11 protein-coding genes are annotated in these 18,305 nt (G+C 61.5%); 4 read left to right on the top strand and 7 right to left on the bottom strand.

Annotated features, from left to right (window positions below; all coding sequences use genetic code 11):
* Together N2A98_RS16795 and N2A98_RS16790 are read right to left on the bottom strand one after the other, a co-directional pair.
* Positions 1–771 (bottom strand): fumarylacetoacetate hydrolase family protein, encoded by a 771-nt coding sequence (locus tag N2A98_RS16795; RefSeq protein WP_044269219.1) that lies wholly within the window; start codon positions 769–771, stop codon positions 1–3.
* Complete coding sequence (locus N2A98_RS16790) at positions 768–1,433, bottom strand: fumarylacetoacetate hydrolase family protein (protein ID WP_125970371.1); 666 nt, start codon at positions 1,431–1,433, stop codon at positions 768–770. The genes N2A98_RS16795 and N2A98_RS16790 overlap by 4 nt, the downstream gene beginning before the upstream one ends.
* Before the next feature lie 128 nt (positions 1,434–1,561).
* Here N2A98_RS16790 and hpaA point away from each other — a divergent pair, with 128 nt between their 5' ends.
* From hpaA to N2A98_RS16775, 3 genes are all read left to right on the top strand, one after another.
* Positions 1,562–2,422: a 4-hydroxyphenylacetate catabolism regulatory protein HpaA gene (gene hpaA / locus N2A98_RS16785; protein WP_098950896.1), complete on the top strand. Its 861-nt coding sequence runs from the start codon at positions 1,562–1,564 to the stop codon at positions 2,420–2,422.
* A 522-nt stretch (positions 2,423–2,944) separates the two neighbouring features.
* Positions 2,945–3,763 (top strand): type III secretion protein, encoded by an 819-nt coding sequence (locus N2A98_RS16780; RefSeq protein ID WP_275622361.1) that lies wholly within the window; start codon positions 2,945–2,947, stop codon positions 3,761–3,763.
* A 36-nt stretch (positions 3,764–3,799) separates the two neighbouring features.
* Complete coding sequence (locus N2A98_RS16775; RefSeq protein WP_275622360.1) at positions 3,800–4,654, top strand: hypothetical protein; 855 nt, start codon at positions 3,800–3,802, stop codon at positions 4,652–4,654.
* On the opposite strand, the gene N2A98_RS16770 is transcribed toward N2A98_RS16775, so the two are convergent.
* Positions 4,651–6,075 carry an efflux transporter outer membrane subunit gene (locus N2A98_RS16770; RefSeq protein WP_275622359.1) on the bottom strand — a complete coding sequence of 475 codons (1,425 nt, stop codon included), beginning with the start codon at positions 6,073–6,075 and terminating at the stop codon, positions 4,651–4,653. The two genes, N2A98_RS16775 and N2A98_RS16770, sit on opposite strands and share 4 nt — an antisense overlap.
* Positions 6,075–6,869 carry a helix-turn-helix transcriptional regulator gene (locus N2A98_RS16765; protein WP_044269215.1) on the bottom strand — a complete coding sequence of 265 codons (795 nt, stop codon included), beginning with the start codon at positions 6,867–6,869 and terminating at the stop codon, positions 6,075–6,077. Before N2A98_RS16765 ends, N2A98_RS16770 begins: the two co-directional genes overlap by 1 nt.
* A 490-nt stretch (positions 6,870–7,359) precedes the next feature.
* Here N2A98_RS16765 and N2A98_RS16760 point away from each other — a divergent pair, with 490 nt between their 5' ends.
* On the top strand, positions 7,360–13,629 hold the full coding sequence (locus N2A98_RS16760) for a non-ribosomal peptide synthetase (RefSeq protein ID WP_275622358.1): 6,270 nt from the start codon (positions 7,360–7,362) through the stop codon (positions 13,627–13,629).
* Positions 13,630–14,374: 745 nt separating this feature from the next.
* On the opposite strand, the gene N2A98_RS16755 is transcribed toward N2A98_RS16760, so the two are convergent.
* The 3 genes from N2A98_RS16755 to arnT form a co-directional block, all read right to left on the bottom strand.
* A complete protein-coding gene (locus tag N2A98_RS16755; protein WP_003192377.1) occupies positions 14,375–14,683 on the bottom strand; it encodes a hypothetical protein in 309 nt (102 codons plus the stop codon).
* Between the two features lie 336 nt (positions 14,684–15,019).
* Complete coding sequence (locus tag N2A98_RS16750) at positions 15,020–16,537, bottom strand: glycosyltransferase family 39 protein (RefSeq protein WP_275622357.1); 1,518 nt, start codon at positions 16,535–16,537, stop codon at positions 15,020–15,022.
* 28 nt (positions 16,538–16,565) lie between these two features.
* Complete coding sequence (gene arnT, locus N2A98_RS16745; RefSeq protein WP_275622356.1) at positions 16,566–18,221, bottom strand: lipid IV(A) 4-amino-4-deoxy-L-arabinosyltransferase; 1,656 nt, start codon at positions 18,219–18,221, stop codon at positions 16,566–16,568.
* Positions 18,222–18,305 lie beyond the last annotated feature (84 nt).

The following is an 18,305-nucleotide window of genomic DNA, read 5'->3' as shown; positions in this document are numbered from 1 at the left end:
TCAAGCCTCTTTGCGCGCGGAGAAAAACTCCGTTTCACTGACAATACGGTTGACCAGGCGGCCCACACCTTCGACTTCCACCACCACTTCATCCCCCGGCACCACATCGGCCAGGCCCTCGGGCGTGCCGGTGGCGATCATGTCGCCCGGTTGCAGGGTCATGAAGCTGGACAGGTATTCGATGAGGTATGGGATATCGAAAATCATGTCTTTCGTGCTGCCTTCCTGGCGCAGTTCGCCGTTGATCCAGGTGCGCAGCTTCAGGTTGCCTGGGTTCGGCACATCGGCCACGTCGACGATCCATGGGCCGACCGGGGTGGTGGCGTCGCGGTTTTTCACGCGAAGGTTGGGGCGGTAGTAATTCTCGAGGTAGTCGCGGATCGCATAGTCGTTGCACACCGTGTAACCGGCCAGGTAGTCCAGGGCGTCGGCGCGCTTGACGTTGCGCGCGGTCTTGCCGATGACCGCCACCAGCTCGCACTCGTAGTGCATGTAGGCGACGTTGTCCGGGCGCCAGGTGACCTGGCGGTGGCCGGTGTAGGTGCCCACCGATTTGATAAAGGCCAGCGGTTCGGTCGGCGGTGTAAAGGCCAGTTCGGCGGCGTGGTCGGCGTAGTTCAAACCCAGGGCGAACATGTTGCCGGTGGCGGGTGGCAGCCATTGCACCTGGTCTTCGGCCAGCAACCGCCCATCCTCCAGGCGTACGCTGCAGTCGGCTTGCACCAGCACGTTGTGGGTTGCACCTTCAAAACGGATACGTGCGCGTTTCATGCTGATGCCTCTGCTGCAATGGTGTTGCTCAGGCGGCCAATGCCGGTGATGTCGACCTCGACCTGATCGCCTGGCTGTACATCCACGCGGCCGTCCGGGGTGCCGGTGATCAGCACGTCGCCGGGGTACAGGGTCATGAACTCGCTGATCTCGGCGATCAATTGCGGAATGTCCCGTACCCAGTCCGCGGTGGAGCTTTCTTGGCGCAGCTCGCCATTGACGAACAGCTTGAGGCTCAGTTGGTTGGGGTTGGCGACTTGATCCCGCGCAATCACCTGCGGGCCCAGGGCGCAAAAACCATCGCGGCATTTGGCTTTGACGGCGGGGCGGTAGTAGCTGTCTTCCGGCAGGCTGAATTCATTCACCACCACATACCCGGCCACATGGGCCATGGCGTTCTCCAGGCTGACACGGCTGGCGCGCTGGCCGATCACCACGCCCAACGCCGGGCCCGGTTGCAGGCGCTCGCCCGCAGGCTGCAGCACGACGCCGCCATGGCCATTGCGGGTGTTGGGCGTCTTGATAAATAGCACCGGCTTGGTCGGCGGCTTCTGGTAGGGCGCCTGTTGGAAGGCGGCGAGATGCTGGTCCAGCAGGCCCTGGAAGTTCAGCGCAACGCCGAACAGGGTGCCGCTGGCAACATCATGCAGGGTACGGCTCATGCGTTTCTCCTGGCGGTGACGACGGCTGCACAGGCCGTTCGTTAAGTTGTTAACGTTATAATTAATATGTTAACTACCGTCAAGCGTGGCACACTGCGCTGGCCTCACAACAACAAGAAGAGAGCCCCGTGAAGCCGATCCCCAACATCAACATCGGGCAGGTCTACGACCAGCGCTACAGCGATGCCGAGGTGCATTACGACAAGCTCGGCAACCTGGCGGGTTTTTTCGGGCGCAACATGGCGGTGCATCGCCATGACCGGTTTTTCCAGGTGCATTACGTCAAGAGTGGCGCGGTGCGTGTGTATCTGGATGACCGCCAGTACGTTGAATCGGGGCCGATGTTTTTTCTCACGCCGCCTACGGTGGCTCACGCTTTTGTCACCGAAGCGGATGCCGATGGGCATGTGTTGACGGTGCGCCAGCAGCTGGTATGGAGTTTGATCGACGCCGATCCCAGCCTTGCCTCCGGTGCGGCCTGCGTGGCCTTGACCGGGGATGCCGAGGGGCTGGAGCAACTCTTCGAGGCACTGTGCAGTGAGATCAACGCTGAACGGGCAGGGCGCGCCGCCGCCCTCGACAGCCTCACAAGGCTGATCATGATCCGCCTGCTGCGACTGTGCGCCCACGCCCAGCCGGCACGCCCGACAGCCCATGAAGACCTGCGCATCTTCCATCGTTTCAACGAGCTGATCGAAGCCCACTACCTGGAACATTGGCCGTTGGCGCGTTATGCCGAAAGTATTGGCGTGACCCAGGCGCGGCTCAATGAAGTGTGCCGGCGCATTGCCGACCTGCCCTCCAAGCGCCTGATCCTGGAGCGGCTGATGCAGGAGGCCAAGCGCCTGCTGTTGTTTACCGGCAGTTCGGCAAATGAAATCTGCTACCAACTGGGGTTCAAGGACCCGGCGTATTTCAGCCGGTTTTTCTTGCGGTATGCGCAGATGACGCCGGGGGAGTATCGGGTACGGCAGGCGGGGATGCGCTGATAAGGGGTCGGACAAAAAACGCAACGTTGAGGAATTGGCTGATAGTGGTCCGTTAAGCGAGAAGGATGGTGTTACCTGTCGAGCCGGAACCTTTCCCCCCGCCTGGCCACGCAAGAGGACTTGTTCAGTGCCGGGTTCGGCAGTGGCAGTGGGCAAGTAGTGCTAGACAGTTTGCGATTATCCTCTTTCGATCAAATGAGACGCCCTACCATGCTCACGCACACTCAGCCTGCTTATTCTCCTGCGCACTCAACGTTTACATCGCTTGGTAAAACCCGTGATCAGGCAGTGACAGATCGACCCAATCACTTTGGTAAATTACCGGCACATTCTCCGATTGGCCCACGTGTTAACTCAAACCGGGACGCAGAGCTGGGGGAGCTGTTGAAGTTGTTGGGTACATTAGTGGTGTCACTTAAAACCTGGATGAGCAGGGAGAATGAGGCGTCGAAACCACAGCCACCCGTTACGGCTTACCCAATTCCACTTGTGAGCTCACCGCACAGGCCGCTGGTTAATACCGTGCCTGCACCGGACACCGTTCCAACCATCAGGCGTGAGTGGAAAGAACAATTGGCACCGTTCATGAACCGGTCGAACCTGGCCAGTACCCGTAACGCGTTGGATACCGAACTTCTTGAGATGTTCTCAGATAAAAACTATGAGCCAATCACTGCGTTTATGTCTGAAAAACCCAAAGGTCAAAAGCCTGACGATCTGCGCAATGGGTTGCGTGCCACGTATGAGAACTTTCCTTATCTGGGTGCTCTGGGCCGAGAGGAGCACGTGGCCGCGATCAAGGTAGCGATGGCCACGTTCGGGCAAAGCCCAGCCGGGATTTTCAAGCACGTCGCCAAACATGGTGACCACTATGACGTGACGATGCGAGACGGCTTCAAGCTGACAATCACCGTTGAAGAACTTGAACTGGCGGCCAAGGCGGCAAAGTTCAGTGGCGGCGATGAAGGCATGGTCAAGGATGCGCAATTTCTGTTTGCTGTGATGAGCAAGCGTCAATACCGGGAGCTTGAGCGCGACAGCGCAACGGACCCCTTCATGAGCCTGTACGGCAAAGACAGTGCGTACCACGCCCATCGCACTTATCCCGGTGTGCTGTCGGGGGCCGGAGGCGGCATCGACGGTGATACGGCGCTGTCCTATCTGGGGCTTAAAGAACATCTGCAGGTCATCGATGCCCGTGCATTGGGCACGCAGGTCGGCGTGCCATTGGACAAGGGCGCACGAAACAAGAACGGCGTGATTATTGAGGGCGTGATGGAGGGGCAGTTATATAACACGCCAGTTTCACCGTTATTGAAGGTGGTCACGCTTCGCGGGTGATTTACAGTATTTAGTGAATAATAGGGGTTATTCAACATGTTAGTGTCTTCTGTTAACACTGCTGCTTTTGGTTATGCCAGGGCAAGCGACGCCGTCACTTCTTCACGTGTTTTGCCCTTCGCCAACGCCTCTGCCCCGACTGGAACTTCTGAACAACTCAGTCGCCTGGTAGGCGAATTGGAGCGTTTGTTGGCGCTGTTATCTGCGCGGTTAAAACCTGAAGTCAATTCAACACCTTTGCCTGCGCAGGTTTCCGATAACCGCACCATCAGACGTGACGAGTTCTTGAAAGGTACGCCTGCAAATACGGGTATCAAGCCTGGTGATATTTTCAAAGACTTTTACCAATTGGCCGAAGGTAATTGCGTGACGATATCTGCGATTAAAGCCGCGATGATGAGGTTCGGCCATAACCCTCACGGTATTTACAAAACCATTGAGGCTACCGATAGCGGCTATCGAATTGTCATGCGCGATGGGTTCAAGCTGCACATCACCCATGACGAACTGAAGCAGGCCAAGGCCGGCGCCAACTTCGGCACCGACCGGCCCAACGATGTTCTGGTCAATGCGCAGTTTTTATACGCTGTCAGTGCCAAACGCGCCTATCTTGAAAATAATGACGGGGAGGCCAACAAGAGCTTTGCCGCCGCCATGCGCAGCCTCAATGATGGTGAGTATCCGGGGCAGGCGTTGCGTCGCCTGGGCTTGAAAGACTTCGTTGCGCCCGCAACCCTTCAGGACTTCCTCAACGGCGCCATCGGCACGGTCAACAGCGGGTTTCATTCGATGGCCGCTGTGGGCGGCTTCGTGGACAGGTATGGGCACAAACAGCCACTGGATAACCGCGACGCGAACCGTTACGCCGCGGCTGGGCTCAAGTTGCTCTAACGCGCAGCCGCCAGGTTTGGCCACTCACTCCACGCACCACCCAGCGCCGTATACAGATTCACCTCGGCGACCAACTGCGCCAGTCGGTCCACAATCAGCGCCTGTTGCGCGCTGAACAGCGAACGCTGCGCATCGAGGAACGTCAGGTTGCTGTCCACGCCGCTGCGGTAGCGGTGCTGGGCCAGGTTGTAATAGGTCTGGTTGGCCTCGACGAAATCCCGTTGCGCCGCCAGTTGGTCGTTGAAGGTCTGGCGTGCGGCGAGGCCGTCGGCCACTTCCTGGAAGGCAGCCTGGATGGATTTTTCGTACTGGGCCACGGTGATGTCTTTTTGCAGCTCGGCGTAATCGAGGCTGGCGCGCAGGCTGCCGGCGTTGAAGATCGGCAGGTTGATCTGCGGCTGGAAGGTCCAACTGCCTGAGCCGCCCTTGAACAGCCCCGACAGCTCCTTGCTGGTGCTGCCGGCGTTTGCCGTGAGGGTCACGGAAGGAAAGAACGCAGCACGGGCCGCACCGATATTGGCGTTGGCCGCCTGCAGTTGGTATTCGGCCTGGAGGATATCCGGGCGGCGTTGCAGCAGGTCGGAGGGTAAGCCGGCGGGCACGCGGGCGACCAGGTCGTCGGCCAGCGGGCGCGCAGGCAAGTGTTCATCCACCGGGCCACCCACCAGCAGGGTTAGGTTGTTGAGGTCCTGGGCCACCTGGCGCTCATAGCGGGCCACGCTGGCGCGAGTGCTTTCCACCGCTGTGCGCGCTTGCACCACGTCCAGCGCCGAGGCTTTGCCTGCGCTTTTACTGCGGCGGGTCAATTGCCAGCTGTGGTCGTTGGCCACCAGCGTTTGCTCGGCCAGGGCCAGCAGTTCCTGATCGGCCCGCCAGGTGAGGTAGGCATTGGCGACGTTGGCCACCAGGCTCAATTGCGCGCTGCGCCGCGCTTGTTCGCTGCCCAGGTAAGTGAGCAGCGCCTGTTCGCTGAGGCTGCGCACGCGGCCGAACAAATCCAGTTCATAGGCGCTCAGCCCCAAGGTGGCGGAATAGCTGGAGGTGATCGCTGACTTGCCGGTGCCGGTCACGCTTCCTGGCAACTTCTGACGCTTGCCGGTGCCGGTGGCGGAGATCGCTGGGAACAAATCCGCGCGCTGGATACGGTACTGCGCCTGGAACGCCTGCACATTCAGGGCTGCCACCCGCAGGTCACGGTTGTTGACCAGTGCATCATCAATCAGCTGTTGCAGCGCTGGGTCGTGGAACAGCTGCTGCCAGTCCGGGTTCTGTGCCAAGTTGCCAGCCTGCGCCAGGCGGTAGACACCGCCTTGGGGGTACTGCGCAGGCGTCGGCGCCGCTGGCTGCTGGTACTCGGGGATCAGCGAGCAACCGCCGAGCATCCAGGCCATGCCGAGGGTGCACAGCGTCTGTTTATTCATCAGGCGCCCACCATCCATTTGGCCAGGCCATGTCGGCCGCTCACGCCCAGCTTGGCGGCGGCGCGCTTGAGGTAGGTCTCGATCGAGCTGTTTTTGACGCTGAGTTTCTGTGCAATTTGCGGCACGGTGCCGCCGGTCAGCAGGCCCAGGCACACTTCCTGTTCCCGCGCCGAAAGGGTGATGTCGCTCAAAGACAAGCGCTTGTAGAACTCACGTTGCAACTGCGATTGTTCCAGCAGAGTATGGGCGGGCTCTGTCTCGGCATGCGGCGCCTGGCGCAGGCACTGGGCGTGCCGCTCCATCAACGGCAACAGCGTGTCCGACAGGCACTTGAGAAACGACAGCTCAGCCAGGGAAAACCCCTGCTGGGTCGGTGGGCGGTAGAACGAAATCACACAGCGTCGATTGCCTTGGCGTGATACCAGGTTGCACTGGTGCGAGGTGCCGCGCGGGTGCGCGCTGTTGGCCTTGGCGTTCATCTGGATCAGCAGCGGATCTTGCATGTGCAGCATCTGCCGCAACAACGGGTGGTCGTTCAGCGCATGCAAGGTCTGGGGCACAGACAAATCCTTCTTCACCCCGGCGCTGCCCAGTAGCTTGATGTCCAGCACGCGGTCGCGCAGTTCATCCAGGGTCCACTCGCTGAGGTCCACCAGGTGAATCGGTACCCACTTGCCCACCAGCTGCAACATGGTGGCGGCGAAATGTTCGTCGCCGCTGTTTGAAATCAACTCGCCCATTTCGGCATAAAAAAGCGGGCCGCCTGTGTCGCCAATACTTGAGGTCAGACTCATAGCCATCTCATCCTTGATGTCGAAAACCGTCAACGGTTGCCCAGGGCCTGCGCAGGGCGCTCCGTATTGCTTGAACGTAACTCGGCGTTCGAGATGTTATTTAGCCATAGGGATTTGTCCTACGTATGTAGCGGAAACGAGGGACACAAGCTGCCATAAAAACTGCGCCATTAAACCGACGTTTCTCGTGAATTAAGCCGGCTACGTACAGGCGTAAGTTATTTTTAGGCTTGGTTAACTTATTGATGTAAATGATGAATTTATAAAATAAAGAGGTTGCCAAGAGGCTCGAGATGGATTCGATGTAGCCAATCTCCTACAACGCTTTAATCGTTTCAGTCATGAACCTTCCACCAAGGCCTATCCATCCATTTGAATGTCCGGGTTTCGGGTGTCAGACACCCCTGGGCGCCCATGCTCAAATCCGGCCACTTCGGTGTAATGGGCCACCTCTGCGCGGCCAGTGCCTGACCTCCATGAGAAGGATCTTATGCAGCATTCCTCCAGCCTGCCGGCCCGCTTCCCCCTCACTGGCCCCCAACAAGACATTTGGCTCGACCAACTGCGCGTGGGCGACTCGCCGCTGTACAACATTGGCGGCTACCTGGATTTTGCCGGCACCGTCGAGCCCGAACGCATGCAGCGTGCCGTCGCACTGTTGGTGGCACGTCACGATGCACTACGCACTCAACTGCACACCGACGCCAATGGCCTGCCTGGGCAAACATTCGCCCCTGAGCTGAGGGTGGAAATGGCGCTGCATGATTTCTCCGCGCTGCCTGACCCATCGGCGGCAACCCAAGCCTTGATGCAGGCGCAAATGGGCCGGCCCTACGCCCTGAGCGGCGAACCACTGTGCCGGTTTTTCCTGGTCAAACTTGACGATGATCACTACCGCCTCGGCACCCAGGCTCATCACCTGATCCTCGACGGCTGGGGCTTCGGCCAGATGCTGCAATCCCTCGCGCAGCTCTACAGCGCCCTGGAGCATGGGCGCGACACTGAGCCGCTGGCGCCGTCCTACATCGACTTTATCGACACCGACCAGCGCTACCTGCAATCGGCCCGCTACGCCCGCGACCGCGACTATTGGCTGGGTAAATACCAGGTGCTGCCCGAACCACTGCTCACCCCCAGGCACAACGCCAAGACGTCGAGCAACACTTGGGTGCAAGGCTTCCCGGTGCAGTTGCAGAGCCGCATGGAGCAGGTTGCCAACCACTACCAGGCGTCGGCCTTTCATGTGTTGCTGGCGGCGATGTATGTGTATTTCACCCGCACCAGCCAACGGCAGGAATGGGCGGTGGGGCTGCCGATACTCAACCGCTCCAACGCGCGTTTTCGCGCCACTGTGGGACTGTTCACCCAGGTCAGCGCGGTACGTTTTGCGTTCAGCGAGGGCGTGTCTTTCGGTGCCCTGGTGCGTGGCATTCGTGATCAGCTCAAGCAGGACTTTCGTCATCAGCGCTTCCCGTTGAGTGAGATGAACCGCGAGTTGGGCTTGCGCCGAACGGATCGCGGGCAACTCTTTGACGTGTCGGTATCGTTCGAGCAGGACGACCACGATCTGCGCTTCGGTCAGGTCCAGGCCCGCGCGATCAAGGTTTCCAATCAGCATGAAGCGCTACCGCTCGCCATTCACCTGCGCAGCCATCGTTACCAGGACAATGCCTGGCTGCATTGCGTCTACAACGAGGCGTATTTCCAGGCGGGCGACGTGCAGGCATTGGCCCAGCGCTTCATCGGGCTGCTGGAACAGGGGCTGGAAGATACTGCGCTGCCCATCGGTGAGTTTTCCATGCTGTTGCCCCAGGAGCAGGCCCGATTGCAGCACTGGAACGCCACTGCGCAGCCCAACGCCACGCCGCAAACCCTGCACCAGCGCATTGAAGCCCAGGCCGCACGCACGCCCCACGCTATTGCGGCGATGTATCAGGACTGCGCACTGAGCTACACCCAACTCAACCGCCAGGCCAATGCACTGGCCCATCAACTGGTGGCGCTCGGTGTACAGCCCGATGACCGTGTTGCGATCCTGGCTCGGCGTGGCCTCGACACCCTGGCGGGGCTGTTGGCGATCCTCAAATCCGGCGCCTGCTACGTACCGCTCGACCCGGCCCATCCCGCCGAACGCCTGGAGTACCTGCTGCACGACAGCGCGCCCGTGGCCATCCTGACCCAGCACGATTTACGCCAGCGCCTGCCCGTCTCGACGGTACCGGTTATCGCCCTGGAGCCTGGCAATGCGTCCATCGATAGCAACCCTCAAGTCGCAGTCACGCCGTCGAACCTGGCCTATGTGATTTATACCTCGGGTTCCACCGGCTTGCCCAAGGGTGTGATGGTTGAACATCACAGCGTGTCGAACCTGGTGGACTGGCATTGCCAGGCGTTCGACCTGCGCGCGGGCAGCCACACCGCCAGCGTCGCCGGCTTCGGTTTTGACGCCATGGCCTGGGAGGTCTGGCCGGCGTTGTGCGTGGGCGCGACCTTGCACCTGCCACCGGCCCAGGAGGGCGCGGAAGATATCGACGCGTTGCTTCACTGGTGGCGCTCGCAACCGTTGCAGGTGTGTTTCCTGCCCACGCCTGTGGCCGAATATGCGTTCAGCCAGGGGCAGGGGCATCCCACCTTGCGCACCTTGCTGATCGGCGGCGACCGCCTGCGCACCTTCACCCAGGCACAGACGTTCGCGGTGGTGAACAACTATGGCCCCACCGAAGCCACCGTAGTGGCGACCTCGGGGCGTGTCGAGGTGGGCCAGCCGTTGCATATCGGCGCGCCGGTCGCCAATACCCAGGTCTACCTGCTGGACGCGCAACAACGCCCGGTGCCGATTGGCGTGGCGGGGGAGTTGTACGTTGGCGGCAAGGGCGTGGCGCGGGGGTACCTGAACCGTCCGCAACTCAGTGCCGAACGTTTTCTCGACGACCCTTTCAGCGGCGCTCGCCTGTACCGCACCGGCGACCTGGCGCGCTGGCTGCCAGACGGCAATCTCGACTACCTGGGGCGCAATGACGACCAGGTGAAAATCCGTGGCATGCGCATCGAACTGGGAGAAATCGAGTCGGCCCTGGCCCGCCATCCGGCGCTTCAGGATGCAGTGGTGCAGTTTCGCGACGGGCAATTGTGGGCGTGGTTTGTGCCACGTCAGCCTGTGGAAATCGAAGCACTGCGCACCCACCTGCAAGCTTCGCTGCCGGTCTACATGCTGCCCGCGGCTTACGTGCGCCTCGACGCGTTGCCCCTCACCGCCAACGGCAAGCTCGACCGCCGAGCCTTGCCGGCGCCGACCCAGGACGCCTTTATTACCCGTCGCTTCGAAGCGCCACAGGAGGGCGTGGAAACCACACTGGCGCAGATCTGGTCCGAGTTGCTGAACGTGCAACCAGTGGGTCGCCACGATCATTTCTTCGAGCTTGGCGGGCATTCGCTGTTAGCGGTGCAGCTGGTGCAGCGCATGCGCGAGGCCGGCCTGCGCGCCGACGTGCAGGTGCTGTTCGGCCAGCCCACCGTGGCGGCGCTGGCGGCGGCGTGTGTTGGTCACGAACAGGCGGTGCCGGCCAATCGAATCCCGGCCGGTTGCACCCATATCACCCAGGACTTGCTCGCCCTGGCCGAACTCGATCAACCCAGCCTCGACCGCATCGTCGCCGGCATCCCCGGTGGCGCCGCCAATGTGCAGGACATCTACCCGCTGGCGCCGTTGCAGGAAGGGTTGCTCTACCACCACCTCACCGACGCGCACGACCCGTACCAGCAACAGGCGCTGTTCAGTTTTGCGCACCGCGAGCAACTGGAGGCCTTTGCCTGTGCCCTGCAACAGGTGATCAATCGCCACGATATTTTGCGCACCAGCCTGACGTGGGATGCCCTTGAACAACCGATGCAGGTGGTGTGGCGCCAGGCGCAGCTGCCGGTTGAACCGCTGCGCGAACCGGCGCAACCCCTGGACTTGCGCCAGGCGCCGCTGATGGCCCTGGATTACGCCGAGGAGCCCCAGCACCAGCGCTGGGTCGCCAGGTTGCGCTTTCATCATCTGGTCAACGATGCCACGTCGACCACGCTGCTGATGGACGAGATTCGTGCCCATCTGTTGGGCCAACAGGCACAACTGCCGGTGCCTGTGCCTTATCGCAACATGGTCGCGCAAGCCCGCTCAACGGCTCGCCAGGCGGCGCACGAGGCGTTCTTTCGGGAGCGTCTGGCGGATGTCGATGAGCCGACGTTGGCGTTCGGCCTACAGAAACGTCAGGCCCTGCGTGCCGAGACCGAAGAGGCGCAGCGCTCGCTCAGCGACGCGCTCAATCTGCGCCTGCGCAGCCAGGCCCGAGCCCTGGGGGTCAGTGCCGCGAGCCTTTTCCACCTGGCCTGGGCTCAGGTGCTCAGCCGTGTCGCGGGCCGCGAAGATGTGGTGTTCGGTACCGTGCTGCTCGGCCGCTTGCAAGCCGGTGAGGGGGCCGAGCGGGCCTTGGGCATGTTTATCAACACCTTGCCGCTGCGCCTGCGCCTGGCCGGGCAAAGCGTGGCGGATGCGCTGCACGACACTCACGCGCAACTGAGCGCTTTGCTCGCCCACGAACAAGCGTCCCTGGCGTTGGCCCAGCGTCGCAGCGGCGTGCCGGAACTGTTCAACAGTTTGCTCAACTATCGTCACACCTCAGCGGACCCTGGGCTGAACCTTGTGCCGGGCATTGCCTTGCTTAGCAGTGAAGACATCCTCAGTTACCCATTGATGCTCACGGTGGACGACATGGCCAGCGGCTTCCGGCTCAAGGTCATGGCCCCGGACACAGTGGGCGCTGAACCTGTCTTGAGCTACTTCGACACCGCGCTGAACGGCCTGCTGGACGTATTGGAAAGCACGCCGGATATGCCGCTGCGCGGTGTGCAGGTGCTGCCCGCGAGCCAATTGCGTACTCTATTGGTGGACCTCAACGCAACCTCCACCGACTACCCACACACGCTGACCGTGCAAGCGCTGTTTGAAGCCCATGCGCGGCGAATCCCCGATGCCATCGCCGTGCAGGCGGGTCAGCACGCATTGACCTACCGCCAACTCAACGAACGTGCCAACCAACTGGCGTTTCACTTGCGTGAGCACGGCGTACAGCCTGACTCGCGAGTGGCGTTGTGCGTGGAGCGCGGGTTGGACTTGGTGGTGGGCTTATTGGGAATTCTCAAGGCGGGCGGCGCCTATGTGCCGCTCGACCCAGGTTACCCACGCGAGCGCCTGGCCTACATGCTCACAGACAGCCAGCCAGTGGCACTGTTGGTACAAGCTGCCACTCGCGAAGGGATGGGCGATGTCTCGATCCCGCTGATCGACTTCGACCACTGCACCTGGAATCAGGCACCGATCGACAATCCAAGCGTGCCAGGCTTGAGCGTCGCCAACCTCGCCTATGTGATGTACACCTCGGGCTCCACCGGCACGCCCAAGGGCGTGATGATCGAGCACCGTGGCCTGGGCAACCTGTTGCATTGGGGCTCGCAACTGTGCCCGAACGCCGGAGGCGGCGCCTTGTTGCAGCGTGCGCCGTTCAGCTTCGATGGATCTGTGTGGGAGCTGTTCTGGCCGTTGAGCAACGGCATGCGTCTGGTGTTGGCGCGGCCCGATGGGCACCGTGAACCGGCGTACCTGGCCCAGGTGATTCGTGAGCAGCAGATCAGGGTGATCCAGTTCGTGCCCGCCATGTTGCAGCAGTTTCTGGACCTGGACGAATCGGCCCTGTGCACCAGCCTCACTGATATAGTGTGCGGCGGCGGTGAACTCACCGCCGCCCTGGCCCGTGGCGTGCAGGCGCGCTTGCCCACGGTGCGCTTGCATAACGTGTACGGCCCCACCGAAGCCACGGTGGACAGCTGCGCCTGGACCCTCGAACCCGGCGCGCCGGTGCCCGCCTTGCAACTGCCGATTGGCCGACCCATCCACAACACCCGCCTGTATGTGCTGGACGCCCATGATGCGCCGGTGCCCATGGGTATCAGCGGCCAACTGCACATCGGCGGCCTCGGCGTTGCCCGTGGTTACCTGGGCTTGGAACAGCTGACCGCCGAACGCTTTATCGACAGCCCTTTCGTGCCCGGCGACCGCCTGTATCGCACCGGCGACCTAGTGCGCTACCTGCCCGACGGCAATCTTGAGTTCCTTGGGCGTAACGACTTCCAAGTCAAACTGCGCGGCGTGCGCCTGGAGCTGGGCGAGATCGAAGCACGCCTGGCGACCCACCCGGCGTTGCATGAGGTGGCGGTGCTGGTTCGCGATGAGCGCCTGGTGGCCTACTTCACCCTGCGCGGCCAGGCGCCGAGCCTGCAAGCCTTGCGTGACCATGTGCTGGAGCACCTGCCGGAATACATGGTGCCGGCCGCCTTCGTGCAACTCGACGCACTGCCCCTCAATCCCGCCGGCAAACTCGACCGCAAGGCCCTGCCGGCACCGGGGCTGGAAGACGTCCTTAGCCGAGCCTACGAAGCGCCAGTGGGCGAGGTGGAAACCCTGATGGCCGGGATCTGGGCCGAGGTGTTGAAGCTCGAACGGGTAGGGCGCCATGACCACTTCTTTGAACTGGGCGGGCACTCCCTACTGGCAGTGAACCTCGTCGCCCGCCTGCGCAAAGCCGGCCTGGACGTGGACGCGCGCACCCTGTTCAGCCAGCCCACGCTGGCGCAACTGGCCGCAAAAACAGCGGCGCAGGCCCCGCGTGTAGAAGCACCCCAAACCGCCATCCCCCAGCTCAACCGCCGCCGAAGGATTTAGCTTAGGCACTGCGATCCAATGTGGGCGTTGGCGTGCCTGCTATGGCCATAGGTATCTACACAATTTAGAGCCGACGCGAGACCTGTGGCGAGGCAGCTTGCTCCCCGTGACGGCCCCGGCGGCCAGCGCATATCTACCTGACACACCGCTATCAAACGGTGGGAGCGGGCTTGCTCGCGAAGGCGGCCTGCCAGTCAACACAGTTGGACCGGGTACATATCCGTTATTTAGGTAACGGCCACCTAGGGTTCCGCCCTGACGGCGGCTCACTTTTGAAAGCGCAAAAGTAAGCAAAACGCTCTTGCCCCACCACTCGGCACCTCGCTTGGGCTCGGTGTGCCCGTAATCCGCCAGTGATTTGGGGGGCCGCCGCCACGCGCCATCCATGGCGCGGGGCGGCTAAACCGGCATCCCTGCCGGTTTACCCCCCAAATCCCTGTCGAATTCCGGCCAGCGTGGTTTAACGGGGCGCCTAAGATCAAAAGCAGATCAAGAGCGGCTCGCTTCGCATCGTGGTTACCGTCCGCTGTTACAGTCCACAAAGTTGTGTAGATACCTATGCTGCGATGGCATCGACTCGGTTCGCCTGAACTACCACGGTATTTGCATCAATACCACTGTAGGAGCGAGCTTGCTCGCGAAAAACCCCAACGATAACGCGTGCCTCCTGAATAAACGCCGCGCCTGTGAGTTTTTCGCGAGCAAGCTCGCTCCTACAAAATGGGGCCAAGCCCGCTTTTACATTTTAAGTTGTTGGCTTCAAAGGCTTCACGCACTCAATAGAGCGATCTACCGTGGTCTTGGCAATCTCCAACAAATGCCACACCGCCAGAATCTTCGCCCGCCCTGGGTTATCCAGCAGCTCGCCGCAATCGAGCGCCGTTGCCGAAGCGCTGTCGAGCAGGCTGGCGGTGTAGAGCAAAGCATCTTCAAAACTCAGGTCGTCGTTGACGTTGTGGAAACCCTGGCTGGGCAGGTAATGGTCGATGGCGCGGTTGAACGCGGCACGGTCTTTTGCAGGATCGAGGGGTGAATCGGGTAGGACTTTATTCATGGTGTAGCTCCGCGTTGGATTAGGAGACGACACCCGTCGCGACTAAACGAGGGTGGCGGCTGTACGCAGGTTAGTCGACCGGCCCAACACGAAACATCCGGCGCACCCGAAGGTGCCCTACGCACAGCCACCATAAAACTCATGGAGACCATGCCGTGTTGGAAGATACGAGCGACTAAACCCGATCACTGATGAGCAGTGACGGACCGCAGACTAGCCACCGATTCCAACCGGCACAAGGCGGAGGGGATTGTCTCGGAAACGTCCTGCAATTTAAAGGGACACGGCTTGCTGGCCCTTTACAAACCATGACAAAAGGCCAGCAAGCAGAGTGCCTCAGCGCGTCCCCGGAACAAACGCCACACTCCCACCCTCACGCGCCTTGAACAACCGCTCCCCATTATCCGGCTGCGTCGTCACCACCTGATGATCCACCGCCCGAAACGCCAACGGCGTCGGCTCGTCCTTGGAATACTGCGCGACGATTATCGTGCGTTGCGGATCAAACCCCTGGCCGCTGGTTTTTTCCAGCCAGGCCATGAACGCGGCGCTGTTGCCTTGGCGCGGGAAGTCCTGGGCTGCGCTGACGTAGTAGAAGGGCTTGCCGTGGTTTTGCAGGTACATGGGCAGTTTGTTGTCGACCTCCACCAGCACCAGTTGCCATTGGTTCCAGGGCGCACTTTTCTCAGCCTGGGCTTGCAGGTCGGTGGCGAAGCGGGTGACGCCGCCGTTGCCGTTGGTCCAGGGGTAGATCACGCCCAGCACCAGCAAGAGCAGGCCTGCGCTGAGGCCAAAGCCTGTTTGCCAGCGCGGCCAGCTCGAAGGTTTTTTGTGCATGCGTTCACTCAGCCACCAGGCGCCGAGCAGTTGGGCAAAGGGCACCAGCGGCAACACGTAGTAGCTGCGACGGCTGCCGCTGGCGGTGAAGAATATAAACAACAGGCCCAGGCCACACACCAGCCAGCGTACGTTGGGCGGCGCCTTGCGCCAGTTGCGCACGGCCAGCCACAGGCCGAGTAACCAGCAGGGCGCCCAGGGCAGGGTGTAGGCCGGCAGGTAGATCAGGTAGGTGTAGATCGGCCCCATATGGTCGAAGGGGTCGAAGAAGCGCACCACGTTTTCCCGGAACACCAACTCCAGGCCGCTCTCGCCGTAAGTGGGGGCGCCGTAGCGGTGGGACAGCACAAAGGGGATCGCATACACGATGCCTGCGATGAGCAAGGCCGGCGCCAGGCGCAGGTTGAGGTGGCGTTTGTAGCGGTGTTCGCTGAGCAGGTGTGGCAACAGCACCAGGCCCGGCAGCACCACACCGATCAAACCCTTGAACAGTGAGGTGGCGGCCAGCAACAGGAAAAGCACCGTGTAGCGCCCCAGCCGTGTGTCATCCGGCCCGCGCCAATACCACCACACCGCTGCCAGCACGCCGCACACGGTGAGGACATCGGCGGTGGCCACGCGGGCCCAGAACAGGAAGTAGAACGTGGTGGCGAGCATCCACCCGGCGATCAGCCCGGTGCCTTTGCGAAACAGGCGTTCACCGATCAGGTACACCAGCCAGATGCTCAACCACGCGGCAAGCACCGATGACAGGCGCAGCGACCAGGGGCCGAGGCCGCCCAGCAGGTGGGCAAATCCGGTGATCAGCCAATAGGAGGGCAGGGGTTTGTCGTAATACGGCGTGCCTTTGAGGTACGGGTCGAAATAGTCACCGCTTTGCAGCATCTGCAAGGCGATATTCGCCCAGCGCGTTTCCGGCCCCCACAGGTCGCGGCTGCCCAGGCCTAGCAAGAGCAGCAAGGCCGAGACGCCCAGCAGTAACACCAGGGCGCCGCGTTCGGTTTTCCAGAAACTCATGGGATGTTCCCTGTGGCAGGCGCTGCATTCAAGGGTGTTGGGGGTAAATCGTCAGCACCAGGTCGCCCTTGCGATAACGTTTTCCACCGGGAGGCAATTGCCCTTCTTCGCGGTGTTCGCTGGTGCTCTTGACCTGCATCAGCACGCCAACCGAGCCCTGCTGGCGGGCCTCGGCCAACCAGGCCTGGACGCTGTCCGGCGTGACTTTGCGCTGTGCCGCGTCTTGGTAGTTCAAGCCATAGCGCAGCTCGCCCTGGGTGTTATAAAACGCCAAGTCGGGCCTGCGCAGGCGCCAGGTCAAGGCCGATGCCAGGCCCAGGTCATTGCTCAGCAAAGCACGGACAGGTTGCAGTTCGTCCAGATGCTCCTGCACGAATTGGTCGGGCATTTCGTTATCTTCGATCAGGGCCGGCATGCCCGCCGGTAGCAGGGCAACCAGCAAGCCAATGCCCAGGGCGGGCATCGCCCACAACGTCAACGGGCGCACCGCTTGCAGCAGGTTGGCGAGGATCCAGCCCAGCAGCACGATAAACGTCAGCGACAGGTTGAACATCTCTGCGTGGCTATTGCCGTACAGCGGGCGGGTGATTTGCAGGTAAATCAGCGCCACCATGGCCGTCATGCCGAGCACGAAATTGAGCGCGCCGTTGATGACCAGTGGGCGCGCCTTGCCTTGCTTGATCAGGTCGATCAAGCCGTGGCCCATCAACAACGCCAGGGGCAACAGGCACGGCATGATGTAGGTCGGCAACTTGCCTTTGCTCAGGCTGAAAAAGCCCAGGGGCAGTAGCAACCACAGGGCGAGATAGGCAATCGCCGGTTGGCGCTTCTCCTGCCAGGTCTTGAGCAGGGTGCCAGGTAACAAGGCAGCCCACGGCAGGCACGCCACCACCATGATCGGCAGGAAGAACCACACCGGCCGTGCATGCTGTGCATCGTCGGCGGCAAAGCGGCGGATGTGCTCATGCCAGAAAAAGAAATGCCAGTAATCCGGTTCGCGCAAGTGGATGGCCAGGGCCCAGGGCAGGCATACGAGCACGGCGACCAGCACCGCCAACGGCCCGTAGCGCATCAACTCACCGACGCGCCGCTGCCACACCAGGTAGGGCACGGCGATCAAGACCGGCAGCAGCCAGGCCAGGAAGCCCTTGGTCATGAACCCCATGGCGCAGGCCACGCCCAACACTGCCCACGCACCCAGGCGTTCGTGTTGCGTGCGGCAGTCTAGGGCAAACCATAACGCCACCAGGCTCAGGTTCACCCACAGGGTGAATTGCGGGTCGAGGTTGGCATACCCGGCTTGCCCGGCCACCAGGCCAAAACTCAGGTAGAGCAGGGCGCAGGCAAAGCTCTTGCGTGGGTCATTCCACAAACGACGGGCGAGCAGGTAGGCCAGCACCACGCTCAGGACTGTGCTCAGGACCGAGGCAATGCGCACACCGAACAGGTTTTCACCGAACACCGCCTGGCCGAGGGCGATGAGCCAATAGCCGGCGGCGGGCTTCTCGAAATAACGCACGCCCATGAAGTGCGGCGCCACCCAGTTGCCGCTCATCAGCATTTCCTGGCTGACCTGGGCGTAGCGGGTTTCGTCTGGCGTCCATAAACCGTGAAAGCCCAGGGGCAACAAGATGAACACGGCAACGCCCAGCAATAGCCAGGCCAGAGGGTTTACGCGGGGCATGCGCACATCGCTCCATAACGTTCAAGTACGGGCAATGGCGGTATTAACTTAATAGGGTGAAGCATCGTAAGGGTCACTAAGTAG

It is taken from the genome of Pseudomonas sp. FJ2-5-13, assembly GCF_029201605.1.
GTDB lineage: Bacteria > Pseudomonadota > Gammaproteobacteria > Pseudomonadales > Pseudomonadaceae > Aquipseudomonas > Aquipseudomonas lactis.
Note: the sequence above shows the minus strand (reverse complement) of the source record. Positions and strands in the feature narration are given on the sequence as shown.

Excerpts from the sequence above, each read along its gene's own strand:
- N2A98_RS16790 (WP_125970371.1), bottom strand. The coding sequence starts at position 1,433 with ATGAGCCGTACCCTGCATGATGTTGCCAGCGGCACCCTGTTCGGCGTT.
- N2A98_RS16795 (WP_044269219.1), bottom strand. The coding sequence starts at position 771 with ATGAAACGCGCACGTATCCGTTTTGAAGGTGCAACCCACAACGTGCTG.
- N2A98_RS16750 (WP_275622357.1), bottom strand. The coding sequence starts at position 16,537 with ATGAGTTTCTGGAAAACCGAACGCGGCGCCCTGGTGTTACTGCTGGGC.
- N2A98_RS16770 (WP_275622359.1), bottom strand. The coding sequence starts at position 6,075 with ATGAATAAACAGACGCTGTGCACCCTCGGCATGGCCTGGATGCTCGGC.
- N2A98_RS16755 (WP_003192377.1), bottom strand. The coding sequence starts at position 14,683 with ATGAATAAAGTCCTACCCGATTCACCCCTCGATCCTGCAAAAGACCGT.
- N2A98_RS16760 (WP_275622358.1), top strand. The coding sequence starts at position 7,360 with ATGCAGCATTCCTCCAGCCTGCCGGCCCGCTTCCCCCTCACTGGCCCC.
- N2A98_RS16775 (WP_275622360.1), top strand. The coding sequence starts at position 3,800 with ATGTTAGTGTCTTCTGTTAACACTGCTGCTTTTGGTTATGCCAGGGCA.
- N2A98_RS16765 (WP_044269215.1), bottom strand. The coding sequence starts at position 6,869 with ATGAGTCTGACCTCAAGTATTGGCGACACAGGCGGCCCGCTTTTTTAT.
- arnT (WP_275622356.1), bottom strand. The coding sequence starts at position 18,221 with ATGCCCCGCGTAAACCCTCTGGCCTGGCTATTGCTGGGCGTTGCCGTG.